The sequence below is a fragment of the Catellatospora coxensis genome (assembly GCF_016862635.1).
Taxonomy (GTDB): domain Bacteria; phylum Actinomycetota; class Actinomycetes; order Mycobacteriales; family Micromonosporaceae; genus Catellatospora; species Catellatospora coxensis.
The window spans coordinates 1-19,701 of record NZ_BONI01000061.1 but is presented as its reverse complement, the minus strand read 5'-3'; the positions used below and the strand labels follow the sequence as shown (position 1 = coordinate 19,701).

The 19,701-nt window shown below is 74.9% G+C and carries 6 protein-coding genes; 3 read left to right on the top strand and 3 right to left on the bottom strand.

Going from position 1 to position 19,701, the window contains the following annotated elements; genetic code table 11:
• Positions 1–42: 42 nt before the first annotated feature.
• A complete protein-coding gene (gene eccCa, locus Cco03nite_RS29600; RefSeq protein WP_203696002.1) occupies positions 43–4,080 on the top strand; it encodes a type VII secretion protein EccCa in 4,038 nt (1,345 codons plus the stop codon).
• 26 nt (positions 4,081–4,106) lie between these two features.
• On the opposite strand, the gene Cco03nite_RS29595 is transcribed toward eccCa, so the two are convergent.
• Entirely contained in the window at positions 4,107–5,261 is a 1,155-nt protein-coding gene (locus tag Cco03nite_RS29595; protein ID WP_203696000.1) for a S8 family serine peptidase, read from the bottom strand.
• Positions 5,262–5,404: 143 nt separating this feature from the next.
• Here Cco03nite_RS29595 and Cco03nite_RS29590 point away from each other — a divergent pair, with 143 nt between their 5' ends.
• Entirely contained in the window at positions 5,405–8,623 is a 3,219-nt protein-coding gene (locus Cco03nite_RS29590; RefSeq protein ID WP_203695999.1) for a right-handed parallel beta-helix repeat-containing protein, read from the top strand.
• 205 nt (positions 8,624–8,828) lie between these two features.
• Positions 8,829–9,515 (top strand): LuxR C-terminal-related transcriptional regulator, encoded by a 687-nt coding sequence (locus Cco03nite_RS29585; RefSeq protein WP_203695997.1) that lies wholly within the window; start codon positions 8,829–8,831, stop codon positions 9,513–9,515.
• Here the strand turns inward: Cco03nite_RS29585 and Cco03nite_RS29580 are convergent.
• Positions 9,500–10,552 (bottom strand): hypothetical protein, encoded by a 1,053-nt coding sequence (locus Cco03nite_RS29580; RefSeq protein ID WP_203695995.1) that lies wholly within the window; start codon positions 10,550–10,552, stop codon positions 9,500–9,502. The two genes, Cco03nite_RS29585 and Cco03nite_RS29580, sit on opposite strands and share 16 nt — an antisense overlap.
• Positions 10,553–10,566: 14 nt before the next feature.
• The gene (locus Cco03nite_RS29575; RefSeq protein ID WP_203695993.1) at positions 10,567–19,650 is read right to left on the bottom strand and encodes a DUF8616 domain-containing protein; all 9,084 of its coding nucleotides are present in this window, start codon (positions 19,648–19,650) and stop codon (positions 10,567–10,569) included.
• Positions 19,651–19,701 lie beyond the last annotated feature (51 nt).

Below are 19,701 nucleotides of genomic sequence, written 5' to 3'. Positions count from 1 at the left end.
AGAATGAGCGGGTTCCGGCCCCTCTACCTTTCTGGGAGTGCCATGACCACGGTGGTGTTCCGGCGTCCGGTGCGCCAGCCCGGCCCTCCGCTCCCCCGGGGCGAGATGATGCTCCAGGAGCCGCCGACGCTGCCGGAGCTGAACGGCGTCGACATGTCCTCGATGCTCACCTACCTGCCGATGGCGCTGAGCACCGGCGCGATGGCGCTGATCTTCATGCAGCCCGGATCGTCGTCGCTGACCTACATGGCCGGCGGCATGATGGGCGTCTCCGGCATCGGCATGCTGGTCACCCAGCTCGGTCGCGGCGGCGGCGAGCGCAAGCAGCGGCTGCGCGGCGAGCGGCGCGACTACCTGCGCTACCTGGGCCAGATGCGCCGCCAGGTGCGCCAGCTGGCCGAGAAGCAGGCCACCTCGCTGTTCTGGAACCATCCCGACCCGCAGGTGCTGTGGTCGCTGGCCGGAAACCGGCGGATGTGGGAGCGGCGGCCCAGCGGCGGCGACTTCGCCGAGATCCGGATCGGACTGGGCAGCCAGCGGCTCACCGTGTCGCTGACCCCGCCGCAGACCAAGCCGGTCGAGGACCTCGAACCCCTGTCCGCGCAGGCGCTGCGCCGGTTCCTGCAGGCGCACTGGACGGTGCCGGGCACACCCATCGCCGTGCAGCTGCGCGGCTTCGCCCGGGTCCTGGTGCGGGCCGCCGACGACCCCGCCGACCCGGGGCAGGACGGCGCGGAGGCCGACGAGCACGGGCTGGGGCTGGTCCGGTCGATGCTCGGCCAGCTGGTCACCTTCCACAGCCCGGACGACCTGCGCGTGCTGGTGTGCGCCCCGGCCGAGCGGCAGCACCGCTGGGACTGGCTCAAGTGGCTGCCGCACGCGCAGCACCCGAACCAGCACGACGGCGCGGGCGCGGCCCGGCAGCTGGCCGAGTCGTTCGCGGACCTGGAACGGCTGCTCGGCCCGGCCTTCGCCGACCGCCCGCGCTTCGACGACCCCGCGCTGCCGGGCCGCGACGAGCCGTACACGGTGGTCGTGGTCGACGGCGTGCCCGTCCCGGCGACGTCGCGGTTCGCGATGAGCAGCGTGCGCAACTGCACGATGATCGACCTGACGGCTTCGCTGCGCTGGGCGGTGGACCCGCTGACGCTGCGGCTGCGGGTGCGGCCCGACGTGATCGAGATGGTCGGCGCCGACGCCCAGGGCCGCGACGACGCCACCGCGCTGAGCACCCCGGACCGGCTGAGCACCGCCCAGGCCCGGCGGTTGAGCCGCCGCCTGGCGCCGTACCGGCTCGGCTCCTCGGCCGAGGCCGTCGACTCCCTCACCACCGACCTGGACCTGACCGCCCTGCTCGGGCTCGGCGACCCGGAGACGTTCGACCCCGCCACGGCGCGCACCGGGCGCTCGCGGTGGGACCACATGCGGGTGCCGATCGGCGTCTCCGCCAACGGAACCCCGGTCGAGCTCGACCTCAAGGAGGCCGCGCAGGGCGGCATGGGCCCGCACGGGATGATCATCGGGGCCACCGGCTCGGGCAAGAGCGAGCTGCTGCGCACGCTGGTGCTCGCGCTGACCACCACCCACACCTCCGAGGTGCTCAACGTCATCCTGGTCGACTTCAAGGGCGGCGCCACGTTCCTGGGCCTGGAGACCCTGCCGCACACCTCGGCGCTGATCACCAACCTGGCCGACGAGCTGCCACTGGTGGACCGGATGCAGGAGGCGCTGCAGGGCGAGCTGGTACGCCGCCAGGAGATGCTGCGCACGGCCGGGCACAGCTCGCTGCGCGACTACGAGAAGGCCCGCGCCGGCGGCGCGCCGCTGGCCCCGATGCCGACCCTGCTCGTGGTGGTCGACGAGTTCAGCGAGCTGCTCGCGACCAAGCGGGAGTTCCTCGACACCTTCGTCATGATCGGACGGCTGGGCCGCAGCCTCGGAGTGCACCTGCTGCTGGCGTCGCAGCGCCTCGACGAGGGGCGCATCCACCAGCTGGAGTCGCACCTGTCCTACCGGATCGCGCTGCGCACCTTCTCCGCGGCGGAGAGCCGCACCGTGATCGGCGTGCCGGACGCGTACACGCTGCCGTCCGCGCCGGGCAACGGCTACCTGCGCATCGACACCGCCACGCTGGTGCGGTTCAAGGCCGCCTACGTGTCGGCGCCGCCGAAGAAGGCGCTGCGCCTGCAGCGCCAGGAGCAGGCGCGACTGGACCTCACCCCGTACGTCGTGGGGCCGGTGCCGATGCCTGAGCAGGCCGCGCCGGCCGCGGCGGTGGACGAGTCCGCCGAGGACGGCGCGCACAGCGGGCCGCGCCTGCTCGACGTGATCGCGGACCGGCTGCTCGGGCACGGGCCGCAGGCCCACCAGGTGTGGCTCCCGCCCCTGGACCAGCCGCCCACCCTCGACCAGCTGCTGCCGCCGGTGCGTATCACCACCGACCGCGGGCTGGGCGTCGTGCCGCCGGCCGGTGTGGACGGCCGGCTGTACGAGCCCGCCGATCGGCTGCGGGTGCCGGTCGGCGTCGTCGACCGGCCGACCGAGCAGCGCCGCGACCTGCTCGTCGCCGACCTGAACGGGGCCGGCGGCCACGTCGGCATCGGCGGGTCGCCGCAGAGCGGCAAGAGCACCCTGCTGCGTACGCTGATCACCGCGCTCGCGCTCACCCACACCCCGGCCGAGGTGCAGTTCTACTGCCTGGACTTCGGCGGCGGCAGCCTCGCCGGCCTGGCCGGGCTGCCGCACGTCGGCGGCGTCTGCGGCCGGCTCGACCGCGACCGGGTGGCCCGCACCGTCGGCGAGGTCACCGACCTGCTGGCGCACCGCGAGCAGCGCTTCGCCGCGCTGGGCATCGACAGCATCACCGAGTACCGCGCCCGCCGGGCGCAGGGCGCCCTGCCCGACGGGGCCGACGACGGCTACGGCGACGTGTTCCTCGTCGTGGACGGGTGGTCGACCATGCACCAGGACTTCGAGACGCTGGAGTCGGGCTTCTCCGAGCTGGCGACCCGGGGGCTCAACTACGGCATCCACCTCATCGTCACCGCGTCCCGGTGGTCGGAGGTCCGGCCCTGGCTGCGCGACCTGCTCGGCACCCGCTTCGAGCTGCACCTCAACGACCCGGTGGACTCCGAGGTCGGCATGCGGCAGGCGGCCAACGTCCCGGCGATCCCCGGCCGGGGCCTGTCCCGCGACGCGCTGCACTTCCTGGCCGCGCTGCCCCGCGTGGACGGGATCGCGCGCACCGACGACCTCAACGAGACCGCCCGCGACCTGGCCGAGCAGAGCGCCCGGGCCTGGTCCGGCCCGCACGCGCCGAAGGTGCGGCTGCTCCCGACGCTGCTGCCGGTGACGGCCCTGCCCAGACCGGCCTCCCCGCGCCGGGTCGCGCTGGGTCTGGACGAGGCGCGGCTGGAACCGGTCTGGCACGACTTCGACGCCCAGCCGCACCTGATGGTGTTCGGCGAATCGGAGTCGGGCAAGACGAACCTGCTGCGGCTGATCGCCCGCAGCATCGTGCGCAACAACACCGCCGCCGAGGCCCGCATCCTGCTGGCCGACACCCGCCGGCACCTGTACGACGCGGTGCCGCCCGACATCCAGGTGGGTTACGCCGTGTCCACCGCGGCGCTGACGGACCTGGTCAAGCAGGCCGTCGACGCGATCGCGCCGCGGCTGCCCGGGCCGAACATCACCCCGGAGCGGCTGGCCCGCCGCGACTGGTGGGCCGGCCCGCACCTGTTCGTCATCATCGACGACTACGACCTGCTCGCCGGCGGGTACGGCAGCCCGCTGGAACCGCTGCTGGACGCGCTGCCGCAGGGCGCCGCGGTGGGCCTGCACCTGGTGCTGGCCCGCAGCACCTCGGGGGCGTCCCGGGTGATGATGTCCGACCCGGCCCTGCGGCGGCTGTGGGACCTCGGCACCAGCGCGCTGCTGTTCTCCTACGACAAGTCCGAGGGCTCGTTCCTGGGCGAGGCCAAGCCGCGGCGGCTGCCGCCGGGCCGGGCCCAGCTCGTCAACCGCCGCCTCGCTCCGGCGCTGGTGCACACCGCGCTGCAGCCGGCCGGCTCGGACTGACCGTGCGCGACGTCAACCGAACGGGGTCAGCGCGGAAGTCCCTGCCTGCGCCGGATCCGCGGCACGGCCAGGGCCACGACCGTCGCCAGCAGAGCGAGCACACCGGCGACCGCCACGGCCACGGCGGCGGTCCGGAACGCCTGGTCGTCGGCCTGCCCGGGGCGGGCGACGACCGCGCGCGGCACCGGGGCGGCGGACAGGCCCGTCCCGTGCTCGCCCGGCAGCACCGCGGTGACGGCCGCGTACAGGTCGAGGCAGCCGTAGCCCAGCGCCGGGTCGGGCACCTGCCGGGGCACCCGGTCGCTGGTCGCCAGCAGGCGCTGCTTGACCTGTGCGGCGGTCAGCCGCGGGTGCCTGGCCCGGACCAGCGCGGCGGCGCCCGCCACGAACGCGGCCGCGTACCCGTTGCCCTCGGACAGCAGGTGACCGGGGCCGCGGGGGCCGACACTGACCAGGGCGGAACCGGGGGCGACCAGGTCCACCGGTGCGGCGGTGCCGGTCATGGCCGCGCCGTCCAGGCCGAATCCGCCGACGGACACGACCCGCTCGGCGACCCACGGGTCCACCGGCGCCGGGCTGTCCGCACCGGCCCAGGGCACCACGATCACCAGGGCGTCCCGGCTCTGCGCGACCGTGAGCGCCGCGCGCAGTTCCGCGCCGGCCCGCACGATCGGCGTGCCGACCAGGATCACCCGCGCGCCGCGCTCGGCGGCCGTACGGACGGCCGCCGCCGTCGCGGCCGCGGGCGGCAGCTCGTCGGTGTCGGTGGTGACCCGCAACGGCAGCACCCGGGCCTGCGGAGCCAGCCCGGCGAAGCCGACCCCCGGCTGTTCGGCCGCCGCCACGATGCCCGCGGCGAAGGTGCCGTGCCCGGAGCAGTCGGTGTCGGCGCGGCCGCCGCCGGCCAGCACGTCCAGCCCGGCCTCGACGCGGCCCCGCAGCTGGCGCACCTGCCCGTCCACTCCCGAGTCCACCACCGCGACGGTGACCCCGGCGCCCTGGGTCAGCGGCCAGATCCGCTGCGGCTGCAGCCACTGCTGGGCCCAGGGCAGCTCCGGCACCACGGTCCGGGCGGGCCCCACGCACTCGGCCGCCGCCGCGGGCGCCGTCACGGGCAGCGTTCCTGCGACGGCCAGCGCCACGACCACCGCCCACCGGCACCACCGTGTCATCCGTCCCATGAACCCTCCCGGCTGCTCCCGTCGCCCGCACCGGCACGTGGCGGCTGGCGGCACTCTACGAACCCGACAACGCCCCGGCATGGGTCCGCGGACCCTGCTCGGGCCCGTCTCCGGAAGTCGCCTCCGCATGGAAAGGTCCCCCGGTGGATCATCGAGTACTCACCGTCTCCGCTACCGCGCCCGACTCCTACCGCAGCATCTCCGCGGCGCTGCGGGCAGCGAAGCCGGGCTGGATCGTCAGCGTCCTGCCCGGCACCTATGCCGAGGCGCTGGCCCTCCACCAGCCCTGCACCATCACCAGCGAGGAGGGTCCCGGCACGGTCGTGATCTCCGCGCCAGCCGGCAGCGCGATCGTCATGGAGGCCGAGGAGGCGACGCTGAGCGGGCTCACGCTGGTCGCCGCCGACCCCGACCTCGCCGCGATCGACGTGCCCATGGGCCGGCTGAACCTGGTGGAGTGCGAGGTCCGCGGGCAGGCCGGGGCGGCGCTGTATGCCAGGGCCGGCGGTGAGCTGACCGTCTCGCGGTGCCACGTCGGCAACACCGGCGGCGCCGGGATCATCGCCGTCGACCGCGCGAGCGTGCTGGTCGAGGAGAGCACGCTCAGCCACGTGCGCACCTCGGCCGCGGTGGTGCGCGCCTCGGCGGCCATGGTGCTGCGCGACACCATCGTGGCCGACATCGGCGGCAACGGCGTGCTCGGCACCGAGCAATCCCGGCTCACCGTCGAGGGCTGCACGCTGTCGCGGGCGGCGGGTCCGGCCATCGCCGTCGAGGGCGACTGCGAGGCGGTGCTGCGGGCCACCGCCGTCACCGACACCCCGGAGGCGGGCCTGCTGGTGACCGGACGGGCCAAACCGCTGGTCGAGGAGTGCCGGTTCGCCGGCACGGGGGGCGCGGGCATCGTCGTCGACGGCGGAGCCGACCCCCGGGTGCTGGCCACCTCGATCGCCGCGGCCGCCAACCACGGGATCATCGTCACCGGCGGAGCGACCGGCACCTACGTCGATCTGGCCGTCGACGACTGCGGCGGCGGGCTGGCCGTGGTCGGCTCGGCCGATCCCGTGTTCCAGCGGCTGGCGGTGACCGGCACCCGGGGCCACGGGATCACCGTCTCCGGCGAGGGGCGCGGCCGGTGGGAGGACTGCACCGTGTCGGGCTCGCTCGGCACCGGCCTGTACACCGCCGAGGGCGGCGCGCCGCTGCTGCTGCGTACCAAGCTGACCGGTGCCGGCGAAGCCGGGGTGACCGCCGCCGGGAACGGCTCCGGGACGCTGCGGGAATGCCACATCGGCGAGTCCGGCACGCACGGCGTGCTCGTGCAGGGCGGCGGCCGGCTGACCCTCGACGAGTGCACCGTGGCCGGCAGCGGCGGCAACGGCGTGCTGGTCGAGAACGAGGGCACCGCGCAGCTCACCCGCTGCGACGTCTCCGGCAGCGCCGCCGACGGCATCCGCCTGGACGAGGTCCGGGACTCCTCGGTGAAGGCGTGCAAGCTGCACCACAACCGCGGCAGCGGCCTGCGCCGGTCGGCCGCCGAAGGCGAGGTCTCGCTGACCGATCTGGACAGCCACGACAACGGCATGCCCGACCAGACGACCGAGAAGACGCGGGCCGACGCGACGCCGGACCACACGGCCGACCGTTGGGCCGACCATGACGAGCGGCACCTGCCGACCGGCGAGTCCCGTCGCGCCGCGCCCCCCGCCGCGCTGGAGGCGCTGCTGACCGAACTGGACGCGCTGGTCGGCCTGGCCGGGGTGAAACAGGAGGTCAACATGCTCGTCGACCTCCAGCTGCTGGCCGGCCGCCGGACCGCGGTGGGGCTGCCGCCGCCGCCGATGAGCCGCCACCTGGTGTTCGCCGGTCCGCCCGGCACCGGCAAGACCACCATCGCCCGGCTCTACGGGCAGATCCTGCGGGCGCTGGGCACGCTGCGCAAGGGACACGTCGTCGAGGTGGCCCGCGCCGACCTGGTGGCCCAGATCATCGGCGGCACCGCGATCAAGACGACGGAGAAGTTCGAGTCGGCGCTCGGCGGGCTGCTGTTCATCGACGAGGCGTACGCGCTGACCGACGAGGGCTCGGGCTCCGGGCCCTCGTTCGGGCAGGAGGCGATCGACACGCTGGTCAAGCTGATGGAGGACCACCGCGAGGACATCGTCGTCGTGGCGGCCGGCTACTCGGCGCAGATGCGCTCGTTCCTGTCCTCGAACCCCGGCCTGGCGTCCCGCTTCACCCGGACCATCGAGTTCGAGAGCTACTCCGACGACGAGCTGGTCACCATCGTGGAGAACTTCTGCCGCCTGCACCGCTACACCCTCGACTACGGCACCAGCCAGGCCCTGCACCAGCTGTTCGCGCGCACCCCGCGCGACGCGAACTTCGGCAACGGCCGTACGGCCCGCAAGGTGTTCGAGGACGCCATCGGGCGGCAGGCGCAGCGGCTGTCGCGCACCGAGGTCGTCTCCGCCCCGGAGCTGACCCGGCTGCGTCCCGAGGACATCGGTCCCCCGCCGACCGGGGGCATCCGCCTGGGCGGCGACGCCGAGCGCCCCGACCTGGCCCAGCTCCGGGCCAGGCTGGACGCCATGGTCGGGCTGGAGGAGGTCAAACGGGAGGTCAACGACACCATCAACCTGCTGGCCACCTCGCGCAAACGGGCCGCGGCCGGGCTGCCGGTGCCGTCGCTGGGCCGCCACCTGATCTTCGCCGGTGCGCCGGGCACCGGCAAGACCACCGTCGCCCGCCTCTACGGGCAGGTGCTGGCCGCGCTGGGCCTGCTGGCCTCCGGGCAGCTGGTCGAGGTCGGCCGGGTCGACCTGGTGGCCGAGTACGTCGGCCAGACCGCGCAGCGGACCAGGGAGGTGTTCGAGCGGGCCCGCGGTGGGGTGCTGTTCATCGACGAGGCGCACACGCTCGCGCCGGTGGAGCGGTCCGGCGACTTCGGCCGGGAGGCCGTCGACATGCTGGTGAAGCTGATGGAGGACCACCGCGACGACGTCGTCGTCATCGCCGCGGGCTACGACGCGGAGATGGCCGCCTTCGTGCAGGCGTATCCCGGCCTCGGGTCGCGTTTCGCGCACACCGTGCACTTCGCCGATTACACGCCCACGCAGCTGGTCACGATCCTGGAGCAGCACGCCGCCGCGTCCGGGTACGAGCTGACGATGGACGCGCGCGCGGCGCTGCTGGAGCACTTCACGGGGATGCCGCGCGAGCACGGGTCCGGCAACGGACGGCTGGCCCGGCTGACGCTGGACCAGATGATCGTCCGGCAGTCCGGCCGGATCAGCAAGATCGCCGCACCCGCCAGGGAAGACCTGGTCACACTCCTGCCACAGGACATCGTGCCCCGCTGACCCCGCAGTCGCCTTCCCGGGCGCCCGGCCCGGGAAGGCACGGCCGGGCAGGTGGTGTTCACCTGCTTCACATCCACTGGTCGCGGCCGACGGTACGGCCGTTCATCCGGCGGCCACGCAAACTTCCCCGAAACCTCCTACGTTGCTGGCAGAACGGCGGCGGTGACAGCGAGTCACCCGCCGGCAGCGAAGGAGCTCCACCGGCATGCTCACCCAGGCCAGCCTCGGCGCGACACCCCGCATCCGGGCCCTCATCAGCGACGACAACCTGCTGGTGCGGCTCGGCATCCGCTCGGTGCTGGAGACCAGCGACCGGATCAGCGTGATCGGCGAGGCGGCCTGCCCGGCGGAGACCGCCGGCCGAGCCGTGAGCCTGGCCGCGGACGTCATCGTGACGAGCCGTGCCGTGCCGAGCGGCCACGACGCGCCCCGGCCTGTGCACCGCCCCGCCGTGCTGGTCGTGGCGCACAGCGCCGAGCAGCATCTGGTCGTGCAGGCGCTGCGCGACGGCGCGATCGGGTATCTCGTGCACGGCCAGTTCGCCGCCGCCGACCTGGTCAAAGCAGTCGTGGCCACGGCGGGAGGGCATCCGTACATGTCCCCGGGGGCCGTCGCGGCGGTGGTCGAGTCGCTGCGCACCCCGGCGTCCACGCCCGAACCGGAACCCGAACCCGAACCGGGGCCGCGCGGCCTGGTCTCGCGGCGCGAGGCCGAACTCATGGACAACATCGTGCGCGGGCGCACCAACCGGGAGATCGCCGGACGGCTGTACATCACCGAGAAGACGGTGAAGAACCACGTCAATCACATCTACCTGAAGCTCGGCGCCCGGACCCGGGCCGAGGCGATCGCGATCTGGCTGGGCCTGGCCGACGGTCAGCCGGCCGCCTGATTCGGCTCGGGCGCCGGAGTGAACAGCGCCATGGTCGCCCGGTGCACCGCGACACCGTCCACCGCGGGCGCGGTGAAACCGGCCGCCCTGATCCACGCCGCGAGGTCCGGGTCGGGCGCCAGCCGGTGCTGCGCCAGGTAGTAGGCGACCGCGTCCGGCCAGATCCAGCGGCCGTCGGTCCGGAACGTCATCGGCACGACCTCGCCCCGCTCCGGGGCGACCACGTCGGCCAGCAGTGAGCTCGTCGCCAGCAGCGGCGTGCCGGCGTCCAGGTAGGCCAGTGTCCGCTCCCGGTCGGCGTCGTCGGCCACGCGCGGGTGGAACAGGTCGAAGTACGGCCCGGTGACCGGGTCCGCGCCGTCGAAGACCCGGGCCAGCCTGATCGGCTCGGCTTCGCGCGCCGCCCAGAGCAGCGCGCCGAACGCGCGGGCGTGGCGGTGGAACACCGGCAGCCGGTCCGGGTCGGCGTAGCACTCCACCAGCGGGTCGGCCATGCCGGCCGCCGCCAGGGCCGTCTGGAGCCGCCCCGTCACCTCGGGCAGCCGGTCCGCGGCGTCCGCGCTCAGCTCCACGAGGTACATGCGCCGGGGCTCGGCCCAGGGGGTGTCCGCGGTCGGATACCGCCACACGCGCCAGACGCCGCACACCGCCGGCAGCCGCGCCGCCGCCTCGGCGACCGCGACGTCCGGCAGATCGGTGCGGTGGCGGTCGCCGGCCGGATCGGCCGGGACGGTCAGGTCGAGGCAGGACGGGATCTCGTCCCCGTGCTCGATGAGCGCCTCCGGGCCGACCGGGGCCAGCCCGTACGGCGGGATCGTCTCCTCGCCCCGGGCGGGTGGGGCGCCGACCAGGATCGCCTCGTCCGCGGGCAGGACCGGTGCCAGGGCGGCCAGCCAGCCGCCCACCCGCTCGGCGACCTCCACCAGGCGGCCCTCGGCGAGCAGCCCGCGTGCCTCGGCCAGCATGCCGTCGGGGATCCGTCCCGACAGCCGCAGCAGGACGTGGTGCCAGAGCACCGGGTCGGTGGGGGTGGACATGTCGACTCCTCGGTTCATTTCAGGAGCTCCGCCAGGGTGGCGGAGAACGTGTCGAGCGCGTGCCGCCAGGCGGCGAACGCGGCCCGCCGGTCGTGCTCACGGCGGACCCGTTCGGCCGCCAGGTCCGCGTCCACGGGCGGCGTCGACGGCCCCTCGGTCAGCGCCTGGTTCGCCGCGGCGAGCTCGTCCAGCGCGGTGGCCAGGGCCGCCCGGTCCAGGCCGCCGAGCAGTGTGGGCAGGTGCTCGGCGAGCGTGGCGGCGGCCTTGCCCAGCCGGATGAGCGCGCGGTTACGGTCGACGATCACCGACGGTTGCTGCTGTCCCGCCAAGGGCGACTGCCCCTTCACGGCACTGCGCAGTTCCGCCACCGCCTGACCGGCCGCCCCGAACGCGGCGTCCAGGTCGGCCAGCGCCGTCCGCGCCGTGTCCACTGCGACCGGCGCGGCGGTGACCGCGGCGTGCAGCCGCTGCCGTGCGCTGTCCCAGTCGGCCAGGGCTGCGCCGACCCGGTCGGCGGCCCGTCCCGGCGCGGTGTCCGCGGCCGGCCCCGCCCCGGCGGGACCGGCCTGCTCCCGGCGGCCGATGCTGAGGCCGCCGCTCGCGGAGTCGCTGCGGCCGGTGCGACGCAGGGTGTCCAGCTGCGACCGGGCATCGGTGAGGATCTCCCCCATCCGGTGGCCGGCGCTGCCCACGGTCGTGGTGTCCGCGGCGGCGAGCGCGGGGGCGGTGCCGGCCACGGCGTGGCGCGCCGCCTCGATCGCACCGGTCAACGCCCGCAGCTGCTCCGCCCGCTGCCGCTCGGCCCGTTCGGCCACCGCCGCGGTCGCGTCGAGCAGCGCCTGGTCGGCGTGCTGGAACGCCTCCGTCGTCGTGAGCAGTTCGGCGTGGGCGGCCAGCACCGGCGGCAGGGCGCTCGGCCGGCGGCGGGCGGCCCCTTCCAGCGGGCCCCCGTCGCCGGTCGGCGGCACGACCCGCACGCCGTCGGCCGTGTCGACGGGGATGCCGGTGAGCGCCGCCAGGGACACGGCCGCCGCGTGGTCGTGGCCGTCGGCACGGAGCACAGGTGGCGCCGAGCCCTGCGGCAGTCCCGCCAGGAACGCCTGGACCTGCGTATCCGTCACGCCGGAGGCGACGACGAGGGCCGCCGCGGAGTCGGACGGCAGGTCGGTGAGATCCCCGACCGGATCCCCGGCTCCCGGAACCAGGTGCAGCCGGCCGGCGCGGACCTCCAGGTGCGTGCCGGCGTCGACGGCGACTTCGGCCAGGTCGACCGGATCGCCCAGGCGTTCCCGCCAGCCGTACATGCCCAGCGCCCTGACGTCGCCCTCCCAGAACCGCACCAGGGCTCCCTTCTCGACCTGCACCGACCGGGGGCGCAGGGTCAGGCGCTCCTCGACGACGGGCAGGTGCTTGCCGTCCTGGCCGGGTTCGACGTAGAGGACGAGGTCGGCGCTGTACACACCGGACCAGCCCTTCTGTTTGATCTTCGGTCCGCCGCTGACGCCCTGGCCGGACATGGTGGTGTCCCGCCCGCCGGAGCTCATGCCGCCCTCGTAGTGCAGGTTGTTCGGCTGCCAGTCGAGCGCCTCACGGGGCGTGTCCGTCGCCGGCTGGCTGCCGATGGCCTGGCCGTGCTGCAGACCCGCGTTGCCGGCGTTGAAGTCGACACCGGACGAGCCGGACTCGCGCTCGACCTCACCCGTCTCCTGCTGCGCTTCCTGTTCGACCGTGCTGCTGGTGTGCACCAGCAGGGGCCGGCCGTGCAGGCGGGCGGTGACGGAGAACCCGCCGACCTTGACCCTCAGGCCGGAGTCGTCGAACAGGTCGCCGGTCCGCAGGCGCCCGTCGAGCATCGTGCGCACCCGTGCGGCCATCGTGGCCCCGCCGGTGATCCGGTCGAGGACCAGGTCGGTCGCGTAGTCGCGCAGCATCCGGGGCACGCTGCCGTCCTGCGTGAACGCCTCGGTGACGGCGTCGTGCAGCGCCGCGCCCGCGACCGCCCCCTCCAGCGAGTACGACGTGCCCGGCGGCAGGGCCCAGGGGCCGTGATCGACCGGCGCGTACACCCGATCCGGCGGGCTGTCGTCGCCCGGCTCGTGGCGGCGTACCTCGTGGTGGCCGATCCGGGCGAGCTTGTTGGCGAGGCCCGGTGCGCGGTTCACCGCGTCGACCGGCACGGCCAGGGTGACCGCGCGCTGCTGGCGCACCCAACTGCCCTGCCACACCGTCCGGCGTACGGCGTCCATGAAGTGCGTGACGACGCCGACCAGCAGCGCCTTGCCGAGCGCCGTGGACACCCGCTGCCGGGTCACGGTCACCTGGTAGCTGTGGTCGACGTCGATTCCGGTCAGCGGTCCGGACTTCTCGACGTAGCCGGAGGCGGTCTGGCTGGTCGTACGCTGCTGGACCTGGTTGCGCACCAGGCTGAGCGCCGCCGACGCCCCCGTGGGGACCGACTGCAGGCCGGTGCCGTCGCCGTCGCCGGTGGTGAGCCGGGTCATGCCGCTCCAGACCACCGGCACGCCCACCCCGAACACCCGCTGCCGCAGTTGCTGCCACTTCCGGCTGGTCGTCGCCGCCGTGAACAGGGAGGCGCGCAGTGGCGCGGGTGGCTGGTGCAGCGCCGCCTGGTGGTCGACCGCCATGGCGTTCACCTGCACCTTGACCTCGTCCCGGTAGAGCCATCCATCGACGGTGAACGTGTCGGGCAGGCCCCTGTCGTAGAGGCCGTCGATGGTGGGCTTGAGCCGGTGCAGTTCGAGCAGGTCGGCGGCCACCCGCGCGGCCCGGCCGCGGAGGAGGTCCGGCATGTCGGCAGGCAGCGAGCGGGCGAACCGGTCCTGCAGCGACCGCCACCCGCCGTCCTTCTCCGCCGGCGCGACGGCACGCGGGGACACGGCACCGTGCACCACGCCCAAGCCGACCATCTTGGTGAGGTACGGCGGCGGCAGGGCCATCACGACCCCCGCCGCGGGTGCGGGTTTGCCGAGCGGCACCGTCAGCCGGTCCGCCTCCGCCTCGGTGACCAGGAACAGGGCGGAGTCGGGCGCGACGACCCGCACGCTCAGCTCGGGGCTGCCGGGGGACGGGTTCATCCCCGGCGCGGACACCCCGCCGGTGAAGGTGATGTGCAGGTCGCCGAGCATCGCGGTGCCGGCCTCGTTCTCGACGACCTCCCGGCGGGCGACGGTGTGGGTGTTCTCGCCCTCCTCGCGCTTGCCGGTGCGCTTGCTGTAGCCGGCCTGCGGCGTCACGTTGAGCCGGTGCACGCTGCGCGGGTCGTCGGGGTCGGTGGGCACGACCTCGTTGTTGGTGTGGACACCGACGGTGAGGTCCTGACCCGACTCGGTGCGCCGGCCGGTGTCGGACTTCTCGGTGAACTCGGCCGAGTCGTAGATGTTGTAGCCGGTGTCCGCGCTCAGGGCACGGCGCGGGTTGACCAGCCGCACCGTCATGGTCAGGTCGCCGACGATGTCGGTGAAGGTGCCCCCGCGCATCACCTTGGCCGCGCCGCCGCCCCGCTGGTTCAGGTCGAGCGCCGACCGGATCGCGTCGGGGGTGATCCGGCCGCGGATGGCGGTCTCGGCCGGCGAGCCCGGTTCGGTGAGCGCGGTGGACTCGTACCGGTAGGTCCGGCCGCTGGTCGAGGGCACCGGGCCGGACTCCCGCCAGCTGGTCCAGAACATGCCCACCGGGCCCCGCACGGGCAGCGGCGGCACGGCCGGGCTCGGCACGCCGGCGGGCGGCTCGTCCACGGTGACCTCAGCGCCGAGGGCGATGTCAGCCGCCGTGAACAGCGCGTCGTCGGGCACGTGCACGTCGAGGAACTGGTGCGGCCCGGTGATGGACACGGCCTGCGGCGTCGCCGCGTGGACGCTGTCGACGAGCTCCACCCGGGGCCGGCCACCGCTCAGCGTGAGCGCATGCACCTGGTCGAACTCGGGCAGCCCGACGCGGAACGCGTCAGGGACCGTCAGCGGCGGCAGTCCGTCGCCGACGATGATGTGACGGTCACGGACCGGCCGCAGCGGCGCGTTGAGGGTCCGGGGTCGCTCGGCGTACTCGGCGTGCACGGTGAACGACAGCCCGGCCTGGTGCTCGTGCAGCCGGCGATCGACCTTGACCAGGTGGGCCGTGGCGGGGGCGTCGCCGCCGGACAGCGTCCGCTGGTGCTTCCAGAACATCATGGCGGAGAGCCGGACCAGGAAGGCGCGCAGCCTGGTCCGCTCCCGGCTCGGATGCCCGGTGCTCATGCCCAGCTGGGCCTGGGCTCCCGCCCGGCCGCCCAGGCTCACCGAGTGGCCCTCCGTGTGGCCGTGGGCGACGCGGGTCGTCTGCTCCAGCTGCGTCCCGTCGACGATCCCGTCGCGCCGGGTCAGCCGGTCGGTCAGTTTCGCCTTGATCACGACGGAGACGTGGCGAGAGCTGGTGACGGCGTCGTGTTCGGCGTTGTCGGGCCGTTCCAGCGACACCCGGATGCCGGATTCCAGCAGGGTACGCCAGTTGCCGCGCAGGTGGGACTGGGTCACCGCCTTCTGCAGCGCCTCCAGGTTGGACACCTGCCGCCGGGTGGGCACCGCCCCCTGCCGCGGCAGCAGGTCGGGTTCGCCGATCGCGTCGACGGTCCGCAGCACCCGGTCCCACAGCCGCTCGCCGTCGGCCGCGGTGGTGCCGATCTCGCGCACGTCCGGCAGCGCCATGGGCTGCCAGTCGCCGACGCGCGGGGGCAGCGGGGACGCGGGTATCGGTCCGTGCGGGGGGCGTGGCGCGGCGGCGCCGGGGTAGCCGAACCGTGCGGCGTCCAGCGGGGTGACCCACAGGTACACGTACGCGGGGCCGCTGCCGATCGGGCGGGTCTCGTGCGCGGTCGGCCCGACGTGCTCCTGGGCGGACAGCTCCAGCGGCACCCGGTAGAGCAGCATCTCTCCGGTCGCCTTGCTCTTGACCTCGGTCTGCGTGCCGGTCTCCGTCGAGCTGCTGCTGCCGGAGCCCCGCTCGACGGCGCCCACCGCGGAGACGTTGACCAGGCCGTGCTCCAGGCCGTCCTGCGGGTTCTCTCCGAACGCCACGCCGGCTCCCGCGCTGCCCTGCACCCGCGCCATGCTCTCGTGGCTGTGCGAGGTGCTGTCGGACGCCCCGGTGCGCAGTGCGGACTCGGTTCGTCCGGGCAGCGCCAGCGGGTTGAACATCAGCACCGGCGCGCCGACGGTCGCGGTGAGCGTGACGAAGCCCCGCCGGGTACGCGTGACCGGCCGTTTCCACCACGGCGTGGCCTCCCCACGCCGCGATGTGATCTTGCTGGTGGACAGGCCCTCGCCGACCAGTCTCGCGCGGTTGAGCCCGAGGTTGTCCGCGTCGACGAGGTCGGCCAGCTCGGCGCGGTGCGCGCTGCCGGGTTTGCGGAACCCGACCGGGAGCCGGCCGCCCAGCGCCAGGTCGTCGAACAGGTTCGCGGGCACGGACGCCGTCTCCAGGACCGCGCTGGGTGGCAGCCGCCACTCGCGCGCCGCCGGTCCCCGCCGCACGGCGGGCACATCGGACAGCGACGTCAGCGCGTTCAGCGCGGACACCGTGACCCGCACGCCGCCGGTCACCCGGGTGTCCGCGACACCGCGCCGGCTCACGGACACGGTGACCTGTGCCGTGGTGCGCCAGGCACGAGCCTGGGCCGGGTCGTCGCCCGCGACCGGCAGCGTGATCTCCTCGTTGGTACGCAGCCGCGTCTGCGCCGACTGGCCGCGCGCGGTGCTCGTGCCGGCCTGCACCGACACCGCGCCGAGCGGCGTCGCGGTGACGTACGGCGTCGCGGTGTCGAATCCGGCGAGCGCCGAGTAGCCGACCGCGATCGTGGCGCCTCCGGTGCTGTTCTCGCCCAGGGTGGTGTCCACGAAGGTGCGCTGCGGTGTGCGGCGGTCGGGGCTGCCGCCTGCCGACATCGGGTCGGCGGTGGCGGCCGAACCGTCGAACGACGCCGCCTGCGCCCGCTCGCCTGCGACGGCCCGCAGGCGCAGCTCGACGGCGTCACGGCCACTGCCGAGCGTCACCGCCCAGCCCGAGCCGTTGAACAGCGGCTTGTTGTTGTCGAGCAGGGCCGTGTCGGAGAGCTGCCGTTCGACCGCCGCGCTGATGGCCGCCTCGTCCCAGCCGTGCGGCGCCGCGGCCACGAGATGCCTGACGACTCGCGAACGCAGCGCGCCGCCCTCGTCGACGATCTCGTGAACCGGGACGTTCTGGCCGCCGATGACGCCCGGTTCGGACAGCATCGGCGGGGTCGGGCGCGCGGGCCCGTACGCGTCGGCGGCGGGCAGCCAGGGGTGCCACGCCGGGGTCACCGCCGCCGGCGAGCCGCCGGGTTCACCGTCCGCCCGGTGCGACGGGCGCCCCGCCGCCGCGCCGCTCGTGACGGCTGGGCGCGCGTCGAGGGTTCCGCCGAGCTCCACGGTCCGCACGCCGCCCGCTCCGTCCGGCAGGTGTGCCACGAAACGGCCGTCCGGGCTGCCGTCGGGGGCCAGCCTCGGGCGCATCCGGCCCGCCGGGTCGATCGACGCGGCCACCGCCCGGGTCCACGCGGGCATGCCGGGGCCGACGGCCGTCCACACCGGAGTGTCCGCGCCGATCACCGTACGGCCCAGCAGCACCGCCAGGTTCCCGGCCAGTGACCCGGCGGTCCCGGTGGCGTTGCAGCTGATCAGCTCCACCGTGCCGGCCGACAGCCCTTGCAGGAGCTGGGCGAACTGGGCGGCCGTCAACGTCCGGCCGCCCACCTGGACCAGGCCGTCCCGGGCGTGCACCAGGACCCGGACCGTGCCCGCGCCCGGCGGGATCCAGCGGGCCGCGGCCAGGTCGGCTGCCCGGTTCGGGCCGGGGAACAGGACCTTGCCGGGCGCGATGACGGCATCGGCGAGCAGCTCGTCGACGAGCGTCCGCGGCAGCACCCCGTCCATCGAGGCGACGGGTGCGGGACGCGCCGCGACGAGCGGACCGCGGCCGGCCCCGGGCGTGTTGTCGATGACGGACATGTCGCCTTCGGCACCGGCGCTGGTGAGGGTCGAGCCGAGTCGCCGGGTGTCCACGCCGCCGTCGCGGTGGGGAACGTGCAGCACGAAGTCCCCGTCGGGGGTGCCGTCAGGTCCGAGCCGCGGGCGCAGCCGGCCCGCCGCGTCGGTCGACGCGCCGGCCGCCCAGGACCAGCCCGGCATGCCCGGGCCAACGGCCGACCAGACCTGGGTGTCCGCGCCGATCACCGTACGGTCCAGCGCGGCGGCGACGGTCGCCGCCAGCGGGCCCGCGGTCCCGGCCGGGGCACGGTTGACCAGCTCCACGCGGTCGGCGAGCGCGCCGTCCGGCAGCGCCGCCAGCACCTGGGCGAACTGGCCCGCCGTCAGCACGCTGCCGGCCACCCGGACCAGGCCGTCGCGCACGTGCGCCACGACCCGGGTGGTGACCTGCCCCGGCGGCACCGGCGACAGCCGGTCGGCGGCGGGGTCCGGTCCCGCGAACACCACCCTGCCCTGCTCCACCACGGCATGGCCGACCAGCTCGGCGACGGACTCCGCCGACAGCTCGCCCTCGGCCGGCGTCGCGGTGGACTCCTGATCGCCGGCCCGGTGCCCGGGTCCGGCCGGGCCGCCGTCGGCGACGCCCACGCCGGCCTGGTCACCGCGCAGGGGCACGTGGGCCACGGTGCCGTCGCCGGCGAAGTAGAGGCCGAAGAGGTCCGCGCGGACCAGCGCCGCCGCCGCGCCCGCGGTCTCGGACAGGCCGGTCAACCCGCGGACCCACCGGCCGTCGGTGGTGATCAGGATGCGCTCGCCCGGATGGGCGAAGCCCTCCGACACGGCCCGCCAGCCGTGAGCCGGCGCCGCCCAGTCGCGAACCTGCACCGTGCTGCCGGACTGCGAGGCGGTCTGCGGCGGAACCGTCGCCGAGCCGTGGTCCGGTGGAACCGTCACCTGGGCCTGCGGACCCGGTGCCGCGGACAGTTGTGCCGCCACGGTCGGCACGGCCGTGGATCGCCGCGGCTCGGCACCCACCGGGGTGTCGGTGGCGGCGGTGGCCGTGGACTGTCGCGGCACGGCACCCGCCGGGGCGTCGGTGGCGGCCGGTCCGGTGGACGGCGCGGTCCTCGTGATGGCCACGTCCCGTTCGGCCACGATCGGACCCGTCGTGGCGTTCGCCTGAGGTGCGGGCCTGCCGCCGCCCCCCGCAGGTCCCGCTGCGACGGCGGGTCCCGCTCCCCCGGCAGGCGCGGCCGTGACCGGACCCGTGGCGGTGGGACGCGCTCCCGCCAACGGCGCACGCTCCGGAGTGGACCCGCCGCTCAGGCTCGGCCGCCTGCCGGAACCGCCGTCGTCGCGTACGTCGGCCGCCGTCGGCCCGTCGCCGTCACGAGAGCCCCGTCGGGCGTCGACACCTCCGCCCTCCGACCGGTTGACGCCGGTGAACACTCCCGTCCGACCCGCACCGTCACGCGGTGTCGGCGTGCCACCGACGCTCACTGCGCCGGTGGGCGGTCGCTCCGGAAGGTCCGCCGTCGCCGACAACACGACATGGGCCCGTACCACCTCGTGACCCTCGGGCCGGGCCTTCGGCCCGGCACCGTCGCCCGCCGTGTCGGGATCGGGGAGACCACCACCCGGCGGGCCGTCACCGGCCAAGCCGAGATCACCCACCCCACCGTCCAGACCCACGATCGCGCCACCACGAGGGCGGGTACGCTGCCCGATCCAGTCGACGGCGCCTTCCACCGCACCGGCCGACGCGGGCGCCCACGGATGATCGGACTGCTGGATCCGGCCGTTGAGGATCACATCGGCGAGCTGTTCGGCGGAGAACTCGGTCAGCGCCCCGGTGCCGGCGAGCCCCGGCAGCGACGTGACGATCCGCTCGCCGACGTCGTCGCCGAACCTCGGCCCCAGCGCCCGCGTGAACGCCCGGCTCAGCCCCTCGAACACCACCGGACCCACGACACCGCCGATGAGTCCCGACAGCGCCGCCCCACCCGTACGCCGCCCGTCCCAGCTGTGCCGCGTGCCGGTGATGTACAGCTGCGTGAACTGGATCGCCACGTCCAGGCCGACCTGCAGTCCGATGCCCACCACGACCGAGGTAACCAGGCGGCGGAAGAACGTCTGCGACATGTACCGCCC

What these genes read in the sequence shown, in the direction of transcription:
- eccCa (WP_203696002.1), top strand. Translation starts at nt 43, where the DNA reads ATGACCACGGTGGTGTTCCGGCGTCCGGTGCGCCAGCCCGGCCCTCCG.
- Cco03nite_RS29580 (WP_203695995.1), bottom strand. Translation starts at nt 10,552, where the DNA reads ATGTCCACCCCCACCGACCCGGTGCTCTGGCACCACGTCCTGCTGCGG.
- Cco03nite_RS29595 (WP_203696000.1), bottom strand. Translation starts at nt 5,261, where the DNA reads ATGGGACGGATGACACGGTGGTGCCGGTGGGCGGTGGTCGTGGCGCTG.
- Cco03nite_RS29585 (WP_203695997.1), top strand. Translation starts at nt 8,829, where the DNA reads ATGCTCACCCAGGCCAGCCTCGGCGCGACACCCCGCATCCGGGCCCTC.